The organism is Formosa sp. F44 (assembly GCF_056238645.1).
The window spans coordinates 328,647-342,805 of sequence record NZ_JBWDLJ010000002.1 but is presented as its reverse complement, the minus strand read 5'-3'; the positions used below and the strand labels follow the sequence as shown (position 1 = coordinate 342,805).

The following is a 14,159-nucleotide window of genomic DNA, read 5'->3' as shown; positions in this document are numbered from 1 at the left end:
TTTATTATTATTTAGTTAGGAATCATACGTATGTAACGTATAAACCCTTTACCTTCGACTTTACTTTTTACACTCGCAGATGTTAATTCAAATTCAACATCTTGCTTGTAATATTCTTGATCTTCTACAGCCGATTCAAAACGAATACTATACCCTGCATCGATTTTAGAATCTTCTATTTCAATAACATTAATACTGCGTTGTCCGCCTGCTACAGTAGCTCCCGTAATAGCATCAATATTATTACGTTTTTTTCCGTAAAAATCAAACCAAGCGGTTAAATCGTTGTACCACTCATCGTCGTCTCCTTGCATGTACAAGGTTTTTTCGTATTCGCCTTCAGGATTAATTAACGAGATTACTACGTAAGCACCTTCTCCCGTATAATTCGTCATTTGCAACATGCATTTGTATTTAGTTGAAGCTTCTAGAGGTTTAAAAGAATAAAAACTAAAAACCACAAATGCCAAGGCAAAAACTGTTTTTAATATCGAAAATTTATGCATGCTTATTATTTTAAAAAGTTAATATTTACGTTGTTTGCTTTTAAAAGTTCGTTCTCACTAGCTAAATCGTAAGCCGTTTCTTCAAACTCTGTAGTCATGCTTTTATCGGCTCCGTTTTCTAACAAATACTTTAAAACAACATCGTCTTGAGATGACATTGCAGATTTTAATAATGGTGAAATTCCTTCGGCATTTACAGCATTAATATCGGCTTTGTACTGCTTTGCAAGTTTAAGTAATTCGAAGTGATTCTGATCTAAAGCTAAGTGATATAATGTATTCCCATTTGCTTGAGGTTTAGAAATATCTAATCCGTTTGCTGATAATAGCGCCAATTTAGATTTAAAATCGGCTTCACTTCTTGGAGAATAAGACTCCATTAAATAGGTTGTTAAATTACTCCCACTAGCATCTACTACATTAATATCGGCTTTCCTTTTAAGCAGATAAGACACCACATCGGTAGTATTGTTTTTAACAGCTAAAGCTAAAGCAGACTCTCCTTTTTTATTGGTATGGTTAATATCTTTTAACTTTGGCTCAAGCAACGTAATAATTGATAAATCATTGTTAGAAGATGCATTTAAAAATGGGGTATTTCCATTTTGATCGGCCTGATTTACATCCACTCCTTTGGCTAAGAAGTATTTTATAACAGCTTCGTCTTTACTCTTTCCTGCTAAACCATGTAAAGGTGTTAAACCATTCTTAGTAGTAACATTGGCTTTAATTCCTTTATCTTCTAAATATTTAAAGACACTTAAGTCGTTAGATGAGCCTCGACCACCAATACTAGCAAAAATCATAGCATTTCCACCTTCATTATTTAAAGTTTTATAATCGACACCCTTTGCAATAAGCTGATCTAACATTTTTGTGTTTCCAGATTTAGCAACGTAATTAAAAATCCCATTACCATCGGCATCTTTACTATGAAGATCTAAACCTTTTGATATAAAATAATTGATTGTACTAAAATCTTTAGCACGTTGAGACACCAATAATAAAGCATTAGCACCATGATGATCTAAATCGGTTAATTTAGCACCGTTAGCTAAACATAAATCGTACACCTTAGTATCTTTTTGCCCTGTTGCTGCGGCAAAGTTTAATAGCGAATACCCGTGATTATCTAAAATATCGGTTTTAGCACCATGCTTAATAAGGTACTCCATAAGCTCTACATTTCCTTTATTTGCTGCCCAGAAAATATAAGTACGGCCATCGTGAGTTAACTTATTAACATCGTTCCCTTCTTTTTTTAGTAGATGGTAAACATTAGTATTAGATGCCCCTTGCAAAATAGCAGTCGCCACAGCATCGAAGCTTCTTCCGTTAAGTTGAGCAGGATCGTTTCCTTCTTTAATTTTCTGTTCGATAACCTCGACTGTTGGATTCGTTCCCCAAAAGTCACGATCTAAGAACACATTCGATTCTTGGGCTTGAACAAGTGTCCCTAGTGCTAAAAACGCACCTAAAATTCCATTTCTTAATACTGATTTTTTCATACTTATTTTTTTACGAAAGATTCTATAATAGCGTTAATATCTTCCTCATTTTGATAGTCTTCCTCAGAAAACAAATACTTATATAATTGTTTATTGTCTACTTTTTCTTCTAAAGATAAATTTTTATCTCGTGCAAAAACCTCATCCCATTTAGAACGCACTAAAGCCCATTTATCACTGGTCTTTTTCCAATAGTCTTGGGCTGCAATACATTTACTATCGTCTACTTTAGTATAGGTATTGTATCCTTTTTCTTGGGCAATTACCACATCTGCTTTTCCCGCTTCGCGAAGTACTTTATCGTTATCTTGATCGTGAATCCAACCTGTTTTTGTAATTTCTTGACGGTTTCGTCTTAGTGTAATATTGTAATCACTACGTTTTGTATACTCACGTCTTGGTAAGGGCGCTGTAGTAGTATTCTCCCAATAGCTTTTTCCATCGACATGTACCCAAGATGAAGAGCCTTCGTAACGCGGACTATCATCTACTTGAAATACTTTCTGAGACCACTGTCCTTTCACCTCACTTTTAGGCAGATTTACATACGTCCAATCGTTATCGCCATTATAAGTGTATAAGTCGGTGTTTTCGTATTCCCAGTCCTGTCTCCAATGTTTCACAATATGTGGATGCGCAGGATCGCCAACAATTAATAAGTGTTGTAATGCAATTTTATCTTTAGAATCTTCAACCAATCCTACCCATTCTAAACCTTTATCGTGTTTAACTTCTGAAGGCATATATGTAGAATCATTTACATAATTGAAAGTTTCAGCAAAATTAAAGGTAACCTCGTAACAGCCGCACATGTCCTTAATCGCTTCTTGATCTTGCTTCTTTTGGTTCTGAGCAATGGCAACGTTACAAACTAATAGTAATAAAAGTAAAATTTTTTTCATAATAGTAATTAGGTAAACCTTTTCAAACAGTCTTATTAAGACTCAATTAAAATAATAATTTTAAAAAACACAAATCTAAAAAAGAATGAGTCTAAATAAAAATTATATTTTACTTTTTTTAAGCATCAATGTTATTCACCATTTTAAGCTAGCATTGCCAAATGCATACCCTAGTCGCCTTAACATTCGCAGAATTTAAAATTGCAGTTTTACTAAAATCAAAAGCCACTCAAATTACTGAGTGGCTTTACTATATAATAAACAGAAAGAAATTAATCTAAATGATAAATCTGTCTGATGTTTTGTAAGATAGCATCGAAATCAATTTTCAGGTCAATTAATTTTCCTGTATGGATATCGAAAACCCATCCGTGAACTTGCATCTCTCTATTACGTATCGCTTTCTGTACTGCAGATGTTTTAATAAGGTTAACACACTGCTCTTGAACGTTTAGTTCGATTAACTTATTATACCTTTTGTCTTCATCTTCAATCGCATTTAACTCGTCTGCATGAATACGATATACATCTCTAATGTTTCTTAACCATGGATTTAATAAACCTAAATCTGCAGATTGCATCGCGGCTTTAACACCACCACAACCATAATGACCACAAACCACAACGTGATTTACTTTTAAATGATCTACAGCGTAGTCTACAACAGACATCACATTTAAATCGGTATTAGGCACCATATTCGCAATGTTTCTGTGTACAAAAACTTGTCCTAGTTCTAATCCCATTAATCCTTCTGCATCTACACGACTGTCTGAACACCCGATATATAAAAATTCTGGAGTTTGCCCGTGACGTAAATCTTCGAAATAATTTTCGTTACCAGCTAATTTATCTTTAATCCACTTTTCGTTATTCTTAAATACATTTTTTAATACCATAACTTATGTTTTTATAATTCTATTAAATTTAATCAAGAGATTTTATATCCCTTTTTTTATGGTTGATTTAACAACCCTAATATAGTTTGTTTTTTATACTTTTTAAACGCTGGAATACTGTAATTAAATACTCCTAAAAGTATAATATTTTGCACATTTATGTGCTTTAAGTCCCGTCTAATGTTTAGCTTAAACTTATATTAGACTTAGGACGTTCTTTAAAGAATGCAATATAACTCTCTGGATTTTCTACCACACCACGCTTAGAAATTAAAGTAATATCTATATTTTTTTCCTTTGCTTTATGTGTAAAATCCTCAAGAATTTCAATAATATCGTAATCCAAGTAACGCGTTTTTAATAGGTTTAGCTCTAAACTCGAATTATCAGGTAAACGATCTAGTTCTTTTAAAATAGCACCTTTATTAAAGAAGGTTACTTCTTCTGCTAAAGTCATTTTCACCTTAGGCTTTCCATTACTTTTATCTTCCATATTAAGGAAGTGAGAGTTTTGATAGCTCTTTAACAAGATAATTACAATCCCTACACCAAGTCCCATTCCTATACCCACTAATAAATCGGTAAAAACAATACCTATTATAGTCACAAAAAATGGTACTGATTGTTTCCAACCTAAAGCAATCATTTGTTTAAATAAAACAGGCTTCGCTAATTTATAACCTACAATTAAAAGAATTGCCGCTAAAACAGCCAAAGGAATCATATTTAACAACGTCGGAATTAAAATAACAGAAATTAATAACAAAAATCCGTGTAAAATGGTTGATAATTTACTTTTACCACCAGACTGCACATTTGCAGAACTTCTAACAATTACTTGAGTGATTGGCAAACCACCAATTAAACCAGAAGCGATGTTACCAATACCTTGGGCCAATAACTCTCTATTGGTTGGTGTTACATTTTTATCTGGATCTATCTTATCTGATGCCTCGACACATAACAATGTCTCTAAACTGGCGACTAACGCTATTGTAAAAGCAACAATCCACACCCCATGATCTGTAATTGCACTAAAATTTGGAAAACTAAACTGATTGAAAAAAGAAGTTGCATCTTCTGGTACAGGTACATTAACCATATGGCTTTGGCCTATAGATAATATATCGTGACCTTTGGTTACATTATAATACACAATCCCTAAAACTACAGCGACAAAAGGCCCTTGAATAACCGTAAAGATTTTACTCTTTTTAGCTAATACATTATCCCATAACAATAAAATCGCTAAACTAATAACTCCTATTAAAGCAGCTCCAGGATGTACATTATTAATAATATTGAAAAGTTCTGAGAAGGTATTTCCTCCATCGATCTCGAAGAATTCGAAATCCCAAGACGATTGCTCGTCGTAACCAAAGAAGTTTGGAATTTGTTTTAATATAATTATAATACCTATACCCGTAAGCATGCCCTTAATAACGGAAGAAGGGAAATAATATGCAATGACACCGGCCTTTAAAACTCCAAAAATAATTTGAATAATACCTGCTAAAACGACTGCTACTAAAAAGTTTTGATAACCTCCTAATGTACCAATGGCAGTTAAAACAATTGCAGCCAATCCTGCTGCTGGTCCGCTCACTCCAATTTTAGAGCCACTTAAAAATCCTACTACTATACCTCCTATTATCCCTGCAATTACTCCAGAGAACAACGGTGCTCCACTCGCCAAAGCAATACCTAAACATAAAGGTAAAGCCACGAAAAACACGACAACACTTGCCGGAAAATCATTTTTTAATGTTTTAAACATAATAAAAATTTGCTTTAATATTTAAAATAAATATGCAGTCTAACAACTAAAGGTCAGACTGTTAAAACGTATTATATCATGTGTACTTCTGGGGGTGGGGAAAAATTATCTAATTCGAATTGAGAATTTATATTAAGATAAAAACTACATGTATTATCATGGTCTGAGTAACCAATTAAATCGTTTAAAGCTGGATGTGATTTTAATTCTAATTCATAAAGTTTTACCGTTTCCTTACTATTCTCTTCTTCGGCTATATTGTAAAACATCGATACATCTACATCTTTATCCAATACAGATATGATGGTTGGTGCCGAAACTAGCATCGCAAAAATCATAGTAAATAATATAGAGATAAAGGTTTTAGGCATATACTTTATTAATGAATACAAATTCTAAATATCGGCTAATATAGTTATAAGACTTTAATATCCGCACTAGATATCCAACCAGTTTTTCCGTCGGACAATTTTATTTTTTTCCAATTATTAACAGTATCTAACACTTGTACCTTGGTACCTTCGTGTAATTTAAAGGCTTCCTGACTACTTAAATTAGGTTCGTTATTCACTTGACTTTCCTGAACAAAAATAATTGCAGGATTATCCTTCTTCATTAAATTAAATTCATGAAATGCAAAAAACAAAGTTAAAAAACCTAGGCATAAAACGACTATTCCGCTGGAAAAAGCAGCACGTTTACTGTTTGTATATTCTGAAAACGAATAGCTTATAAATAAAATTACAAAAAGAATAAACAACACTACTGTTGTAATGGCCCAACCGTCGAAGCTTAAAACATTGGTAATACTATTAAACAGTTTTGCAATACCAACCTCCGGAACGACATCTATGGCATCTATAGTCATATTTCTAGCGTAAGCAATATTATTCTTAATATCCTTATCGTTTGGTGCTAACTGCAGTGCCTTTTCGAAGTAATATATACTTGGCCCTACATGATTTAGTTTATAGTGCGCATTTCCAATATTAAAAAACAATTCACTAGAGTGATACCCGCTATCTAAAATAGCTTGATATTTATCTATCGCCTCGGCATATTTCCCTTCGTTATAAAGCGTATTACCTTGCTCGAAGAGTGCATTATCTTGAGCAAAGGTTAAACTGCTTAACAAAACCATTATTAGGTATAAAATTGATTTCATCTTAACGTATTTGTTTATCAATTAATGAAATGGCACTTGCGGCCTTATCATAATCCTGTTGCATGGTAACTTTAGTAGATGGCGTATAACGAGCCAACTCACAACTTTCTAATATAGAGGTAAACTGTAAAATAACAGATTGTTCTACACCTTTATCCTGTAATAAGGCCTGTATTTTATCTTTACTTAAATCTCCCGTTTCAATATTTAATTTAGCTTTTAGGTAATTATGAAGAGCTTTTTCTAAAGCTACATAAAAGGCTTCTTTTTGACCTAGTGCTTTTTTAGCCGCGCCAAGATATTTCTTCGCCAGCTTATCTGCTTTTCGTATTCTATTTCCAGTAACATCGGCATCTCTAACCGCTTTTTGTCTTCTAAAAACCAAGGCTAACGGTATCATTAAAAAGGGAACTAATAATGACGTCCAGAATAATTTGGATTTAAAGAAGTACGATTTTTCAGCAGGTTCTAAATCCGTTTTTGTTTTAATAAACGCAAAGTGATCTTTATTTAGAACCACAGGTCGTTTACCATCATTTATAGCAGATGGATGTGTTTCGGCAACTGTATTATTTGGTCCTTGAGTTACATCTACCACAATTTCTTCTGATGAAATACGCTTGTACGATTCTGTCTTAAGATCGAAATAAGAAAAGGAAATACTAGGTATTGGATACTTTCCTTTAAACTGAGGCACTACCGTATAACTATCGGAAACACGCCCCTGCATACCGCCTAAATTAGTTCTTACATTTTCACTATGTTCTGGTTCGTAAACCTCTAAAGAACTCGGCAAGTTAACCTTTGGTAATTCAAATAATTTTAAGTTTCCATTTCCTGAAACCTCAACATTTAAATTTAAAGATTCCGATGCTTTTAATTCGGTTTTAGAGGTTGTTACTTTAAAATCGTAATCCCCTACTGCACCTGTAAAATCGTCTGGTCTGCCTGCTTCAGGAAGTTGTTTTACGTTTATTGTACGCTCTCCTGCAGAAACTGTTTTATGAACTTGCGTCATTAAACGGCCTCCAAAAATATCTCGTCTGTTTGTAGGCACATCTACTGTAATGTCTAAACTTAAAGGTTCAATTTTAAGTTTTCCTGTTTTTTGCGGATATAATACTGTTTTACGCAACTCTACATAACGGTAATCTTCGCCCTTGTAGGTTCCGTTCTTAACTTGCAAACCTTTAATATCTATATTCTGACTCCAGAAATCGCTATACTTCGGATTATCTATTTCTCGCCAATTACTAACTCCGGTATTAGGAGATACATATAATTTGTATACCACAGTAATGGCTTCATTTAAATATGGATTTGCCTTTGAAACCTCTGCAACCAAATGAATATTTTCTGAAGCTACATAATCGGCATTATTACCATCTCGCGGTTTACTAACTGCTGAAGTTACCGTAATTTTTACTGGTGAGGTTTTATACACTTCGCCACCAATTTCGATAGTAGCTTGACTTAATGTAAATGTTCCCTGACTTTTTGGGGCTAAAAAATAAGAATACGTTTTAGAAAACTGAGACACTCCATTAACCCACGATTTACTCACCGATTGATTTGGACCACCCACAACATTGAAATTGGAAAAGCTTGGCGGATTAAAATTATCGCCATCCTTATTCATTTCAAAATCGACGCGTAAACGTTCATTTATACCCAATTTTGTTTTACTTACTTTGGCCTCAAACTTAACCTGTGCAAAGGTTACGCTGGAGATAAGTAAAACTAAAATTGCAACTATTTGTTTAATACTTTTCATTTTTAAATATATTCTCAAAACAAATTACCAATCCTTATCGGTTTGAATACGTTCTCCTTTTTGCTTTTCAGCATTCATCTTTTCCTGAACTTTTTGTTCTTGATTATTCATCGCTTCTAACAAGTTTTTAATTTGTTGTGGCGACATTTGCCCTGGCTGAGGCTTTGGCTGTTGGGGTTGCTCTTTTTTGTCTTGATCCCCTTGCCCTTCATCTTGCTTATCATCTTTAGGCTTTCCATCTTCATTTTCTTCTTGGTCGCCTTCATCTTTATCCTGATCTCCCTCGTCTTTCTTATCCTGATCCTTATCGTCACCTTCGTCCTGTTTATCTTGATCTTTTTGATCGTCCTGATCCTTATTTTGGTCTTCGTTCTGATCTTGATCGTCCTGATTCTGATCTTTATTATCTTCCTGATCGTCTTCGTTATTTTCGTTTTGCTCTTCCTGCTCTTTTGCACACTCTTTAGCTAAACCAAAATTGTAACGTGTCTCTTCGTCTGAAGGATCGTTTCTCAAGGCATTTTTATAAGCCTCGACAGCTTCCTTACACTGCTTATTCTGCATTAATATATTTCCGATATTATGGTATGCTTTATGTTTTTCACCCCGATCGGTAGCTTTACTTGCCGCTTGCTGTAAACGAAATAAAGACTCTTCTAGATTTCCCTTTTTAAAATAAGTTGTTCCCAGATTATATATTCCTGAAACATTAGATTCCTCTTCAGAAATGGCTTTTCTATATTCCATTTCAGCCGCGATATAATCCTCTTCTTGAATTTTTTCATTGCCTTCAAAAACAAAATTATTTGCTAATCTTTTAGCTTCAATAAGCGCTTCATTATCATCTTGCGCTACAGACGACAATGTAAAAAATGCGATAAAAATTAATACAATAGGTTTCATAATAACTTTTCCTGAATTACCGAATATTAACACTTTTTCAACTTTTTCTATCATAAGTTTTCGTTAAATAAGTTCAATTTCTTTAACCAGCCTGTCTTACGGTTTAGTAAGAAAATATCTAAAAACAACAATAAAATTGCAAGCGCAATAAACCACTGAAATTGAGATTTAAAATCGGCGATTTGTTTCGCTTCAAACTCGGTTTTGTCCATGCCGTTTAAGATATCTCGGATCTCATCTACAACAACACTTGTTTGTCTACCATTTATATAAACCCCATTGGCTTCACTTGCAATATTTTTAAGTGTTTCCTCATTTAAACGCGTAATTACCGTCTCGCCGTTGCTATCCTTTTTATAATTCATAACAACGCCATTTCGTTTAATAGGAATTGGTCCACCTTTTACATCTCCCACACCAATAGTAAAGATTCTAATCCCCTCTTCGGCAGCTTCTTCGGCTACTTTAGCAGCAACTTCACTATGGTCTTCACCATCCGAAATAATAATTAATACACGATTAGTTTGCTCGGCATCGTCGTAATACGTTTTAGCCAGATTTATCGCTTCGTTAATGGCTGTACCTTGAGAAGACATCATATCTGTATTCATATTCTGAAGGAACATTTTTGCCGAAGCATAATCTGTAGTAATAGGTAATTGCGGAAATGCTTTTCCTGCATAGGCGATAATTCCTACACGATCGCTCGCTAAATTATTTATTATTTGGGTTACCAATTGCTTGGCTTTTTCTATTCTATTAGGCGCAATATCTTCGGCCAACATACTCTTAGAGACGTCTACAGCAAAAACAATATCTACCCCTTCTCGCTTTACAGTTTCTAACTTAGTCCCCACCTTAGGATTTACCAAAGCCATAACTAAAGACGCAAAAACAAGACATATTATTACGAGTTTTAAAACCGATTTAAACACCGAACGATTCGGACTTAAACGTTTTAGCAGTGCCTTATCGGCAAACTTTTTCTGAGTGTGGCGTTTCCATAATTGAAGCATCAAATAGATGACAATAATCACCGGAATGACGCACAATGCCCAAAACCATATTTTTTCTTCTAATTGAAACATCTATTATATAAAACTTTTAAATAAGGTAGATCGTAATAAAATTTCAAGCAATAATAACATACCAGCCAACAATAATAACGGACGGTATTTTTCTTCGTAATTATAAAACTTGAATTCTTCTACATCTGTTTTTTCTAATTTATTAATCTCTTTGTAAATCTCTTCTAGTTTCTGATTATCGGTAGCTCTAAAATATTTACCACCAGTAACCGTGGCAATTTCTTCTAAAAGCGCCTCGTCTATCTCGACCTGAACACGACCATATTGAAAACTTCCGTTTGGCAAAATGCCAATTGGCGATAATGCCATCCCGTTAGATCCCAATCCGATGGTATACGTTTTGATACCAAACTCTACCGCCATTTCACTAGCTATTTTAGGATCTATAAACCCTGAATTATTAACCCCATCGGTAAGTAAAATTATCACTTTACTTTTGGCTTTACTGTCTTTTAATCTATTTACAGACGTGGCTAACCCCATTCCAATTGCGGTTCCTCCTTCAATAATATTATTATATTTAATATCGTTTAAAGATCTAATAACAATGCCTTTATCGCTAGTTATAGGTGTTCTTGTAAAACTTTCTCCGGCATACTCTACCAGACCTATTCTATCGTTAGGACGTTCTTTAATAAAATCTGCGGCGACGTCTTTTAAAGCCTCCAATCTGTTTGGTTTTAAATCTTTCGCCAACATACTCGCCGAAACATCTATGGCCATAACAATATCGATACCTTTTGTTGTTTTTGTACGCGACGACACATCTACAGTTCTCGGTCTAGCCAAAGCTGTAATGAGCAACCCTAAGGCTAGTAATCGCAATGCAAAAAGAAGATGCCTTAACTTAGGCAACCAAGAATTGGTTACTTTAAACCCTTTAATGCTCGACATTTTTAGTTCGGCATTTTGCTTATTCTGCTTAAATACATACCACAGTATAGCCAGTGGTAGTAATAATAACAACCAGAATAATTCTTTGTTTAAAAACTCTATACCCTCAAACATTATTCTGCTTTATTTAGTTCTACGGAATTTACAATACGATCTGCCATTTCCTGAGCATAAACGTCGTCGTTTTTCCATGTAATTATAATTTCTTGTAACACATTCTCCGATGCAAAGTGAAGCATAACATAGTGCCCTGGCACGTAATTATCTGAATTACCAACAGGAATATGCCCGTTTCCAAAAGTTTTTAAACCTTCTGCACCGTTAGGTGTTGTAAACTTATCTTGTTTAACAGTAATATCTGTAACCTTATTTAACTCGAATTGTTTTAATGCTTTTTCCGAAGCTTCTTTTATATCTATAGTGCCCGTTTTTTGCTGTGTTTGTTGTCCGCCCTGTTGTGGTCCAGGATTTTCTGCTGCTGTTTTTAGGGTGGTAACATTTACACTAAACACATCTAAAAGTGTTCCGTAACCAAACTTTGTAACTTGAATCTTATCTTTTAACTCGTCCGGCACCGGGCTTTCTAATCGTTTTAATACTTCTGGTGTAGAAATATTAACAGGAGGCATACCATAAGCACTTCTTACCCATTGCCCTTCTAGCAACTCTTTAGTATCGTGGCGTAGTAGCGTATCTTTAGTATAATTAAAACCATACTTAACCGCGAATCCTGTGAAAATTAAAGCAATTAATCCGATCCCTGCGACAACAGAAATTATAATTTTCTTGCGTGTCTTTTTACGAGCTTGTTCCTCCTTATATTGCTGATTTAATAATTTCTCTTCTTCGTCCGGTTCAGGAAGCACTTCCTTTACATGATCGATTTCTGCTTCGATGGTTTGCTTATCAAAAGCCGCCAACTCTATATCTGGGGCAGATTTTGCAAACTTTACTAAATCGGCACGTTTTAAAATGCTTTCAATATTTTTAATAGTCTCCTTACTAAAATCAATTTGATTCCCTTCTTTTAGTAATTGTAAGCGACTTATTAATTGGTCTGTTGTACTTTCTAATGCTTTCTCGTAAACTTTTTCATCTAAATACTTACGAAGCACTAAAGTTAACTCAGAATAATATTCTTTAATTTCTGATTGCTCTAAAAACTGACTATCGTCTAATTTTTGAAGGGCTAATTTTGCACGTTCGTAAGGTGGTAAAAGTGCAATTTCCTCTTCTTCGGTAAGCGGTTTTTTTCGCCATAAGAACCAATACAAAATAAATCCTAAAATAATTAAACCAACTAAAATGTATAGCGGCAATCGCCACCAATTATTATTCATTTTTTCAACCTCTATAAAAGGCTTAACATCGTAAAGACCTTGTTTTGTCGAGTCGACAACAATATCCCTGATTTCAACCTGTAGAGAATCGGTTTGAAATGTTTTATCGCCTATAATCACCTTCTGACTCGGAATGGTATAATGTCCGGAATCGAATTGGGTTAAACCATACTTCTTGATTAAATTAAATTTATCATCTATTTTAACGGTATCTACAGGATAGGAATAAATCATTTCTAAAGGCGTAAATGACTGCCCTTCCATAAATAAAACTAAGTCTGTAGAATCGGTTTCAACCTCAATTTTATACGTTATTTGAGCCCCTACTTTTACAGAAGTAGAATCTATACCTGAAGTTATATTTTGAGCATACGAATAGCTCGAGAATAGACTGAATACAAGAAGTAAACAAAGGCTATTCTTAAAATGATGCAATAATGGGAATTTAATGATTTTCATAAGTTATTAAAGATTATCATCTGCGTTTAAAATAGCCAAGTAATTTTTTTACATAACTTTCGTCTACACGACAATCTATAGATCCAGCTCCAGATTTTGCGAAACTGTCTTTATAATAGTTTACTTTATCTTGATAATATTTACTGTAATTCGCTCTCACTGTTTTAGACGATGTATTAACCAACATAAGCTCGCCAGTTTCCTCGTCTTGCATTTGTACCATTCCTAAATTAGGAATGCTTTCTTCACTTTTATCGTACACTCGAATTCCAGTGACATCGTGACGTTTCGCCGCGATTTTAAGGGTTTGCTTATAATCCTCTGAAATGAAATCGGACAGCACAAAAACAATGGCTCGTTTTTTTGTTACACTAGACAAAAACTTAAAGGCTTCGGCAACATTTGTTTGTTTACTTTTTGGCTTAAATTCGATAAGTTCACGAATAATACGCAATACATGAGAACGACTTTTTTTAGGCGGAATGTAAAGCTCGATAGTATCTGAAAACAGGACTAAACCAATTTTATCGTTATTTTGCGTTGCAGAAAAGGCCAATGTGGCAGCGATTTCGGTAATCACTTCATTTTTAAACAACTGCTCTGTACCAAACATTTCGGAACCCGAAACGTCTACCATAAGCATCATTGTTAATTCACGCTCTTCTTCAAACACTTTTATATAAGGCTCGTTGTAACGCGCAGTAACATTCCAGTCTATATTTCTAACATCGTCTCCAATTTGATATTGACGCACTTCACTAAAAGTCATACCACGACCTTTGAAGGTAGAATGATATTCCCCACCAAAAATATGATTAGACAAGCGACGTGTCTTAATCTCAATTTTTCGTACTTTTTTAAGTAATTCTTTAGTATCCATTCTTTAATTTACGATTGTGGATTTTCGATCTATAAAATCAAAAACCGTAATTCTTCATTCTTAA

General features: G+C 34.2%; 13 protein-coding genes. All 13 read right to left on the bottom strand.

What is annotated here, in order from left to right; translation table 11 throughout:
• Positions 1-11 precede the first annotated feature (11 nt).
• The gene (locus AC0UBM_RS06470) at positions 12-506 is read right to left on the bottom strand and encodes a DUF2271 domain-containing protein (protein WP_414035737.1); all 495 of its coding nucleotides are present in this window, start codon (positions 504-506) and stop codon (positions 12-14) included.
• Positions 507-511: 5 nt separating this feature from the next.
• Positions 512-2,014 carry an ankyrin repeat domain-containing protein gene (locus AC0UBM_RS06465; RefSeq protein WP_475688092.1) on the bottom strand — a complete coding sequence of 501 codons (1,503 nt, stop codon included), beginning with the start codon at positions 2,012-2,014 and terminating at the stop codon, positions 512-514.
• A 2-nt stretch (positions 2,015-2,016) separates the two neighbouring features.
• On the bottom strand, positions 2,017-2,916 hold the full coding sequence (locus AC0UBM_RS06460; RefSeq protein WP_475688091.1) for a DUF6607 family protein: 900 nt from the start codon (positions 2,914-2,916) through the stop codon (positions 2,017-2,019).
• Positions 2,917-3,188: 272 nt separating this feature from the next.
• On the bottom strand, positions 3,189-3,815 hold the full coding sequence (locus AC0UBM_RS06455) for a carbonic anhydrase (protein ID WP_414035740.1): 627 nt from the start codon (positions 3,813-3,815) through the stop codon (positions 3,189-3,191).
• Positions 3,816-3,999: 184 nt separating this feature from the next.
• Positions 4,000-5,592, bottom strand: a complete 1,593-nt coding sequence (locus tag AC0UBM_RS06450; protein WP_414035741.1) for a SulP family inorganic anion transporter — start codon at positions 5,590-5,592, stop codon at positions 4,000-4,002.
• Between the two features lie 71 nt (positions 5,593-5,663).
• Entirely contained in the window at positions 5,664-5,963 is a 300-nt protein-coding gene (locus AC0UBM_RS06445) for a hypothetical protein (protein WP_475688090.1), read from the bottom strand.
• 44 nt (positions 5,964-6,007) lie between these two features.
• Entirely contained in the window at positions 6,008-6,757 is a 750-nt protein-coding gene (locus AC0UBM_RS06440) for a tetratricopeptide repeat protein (protein ID WP_414035743.1), read from the bottom strand.
• A gap of 1 nt (position 6,758) precedes the next feature.
• Positions 6,759-8,531 carry a BatD family protein gene (locus AC0UBM_RS06435; RefSeq protein WP_475688089.1) on the bottom strand — a complete coding sequence of 591 codons (1,773 nt, stop codon included), beginning with the start codon at positions 8,529-8,531 and terminating at the stop codon, positions 6,759-6,761.
• A gap of 24 nt (positions 8,532-8,555) precedes the next feature.
• Positions 8,556-9,488 carry a tetratricopeptide repeat protein gene (locus AC0UBM_RS06430; protein ID WP_414035745.1) on the bottom strand — a complete coding sequence of 311 codons (933 nt, stop codon included), beginning with the start codon at positions 9,486-9,488 and terminating at the stop codon, positions 8,556-8,558.
• Positions 9,485-10,522, bottom strand: a complete 1,038-nt coding sequence (locus tag AC0UBM_RS06425; protein ID WP_434037328.1) for a vWA domain-containing protein — start codon at positions 10,520-10,522, stop codon at positions 9,485-9,487. The genes AC0UBM_RS06430 and AC0UBM_RS06425 overlap by 4 nt, the downstream gene beginning before the upstream one ends.
• A 3-nt stretch (positions 10,523-10,525) precedes the next feature.
• The gene (locus tag AC0UBM_RS06420) at positions 10,526-11,530 is read right to left on the bottom strand and encodes a vWA domain-containing protein (protein WP_434037327.1); all 1,005 of its coding nucleotides are present in this window, start codon (positions 11,528-11,530) and stop codon (positions 10,526-10,528) included.
• Entirely contained in the window at positions 11,530-13,215 is a 1,686-nt protein-coding gene (locus tag AC0UBM_RS06415) for a hypothetical protein (RefSeq protein WP_475688088.1), read from the bottom strand. Before AC0UBM_RS06415 ends, AC0UBM_RS06420 begins: the two co-directional genes overlap by 1 nt.
• Positions 13,216-13,231: 16 nt before the next feature.
• Complete coding sequence (locus AC0UBM_RS06410) at positions 13,232-14,095, bottom strand: DUF58 domain-containing protein (protein ID WP_414035749.1); 864 nt, start codon at positions 14,093-14,095, stop codon at positions 13,232-13,234.
• Between the last annotated feature and the right edge of the window lie 64 nt (positions 14,096-14,159).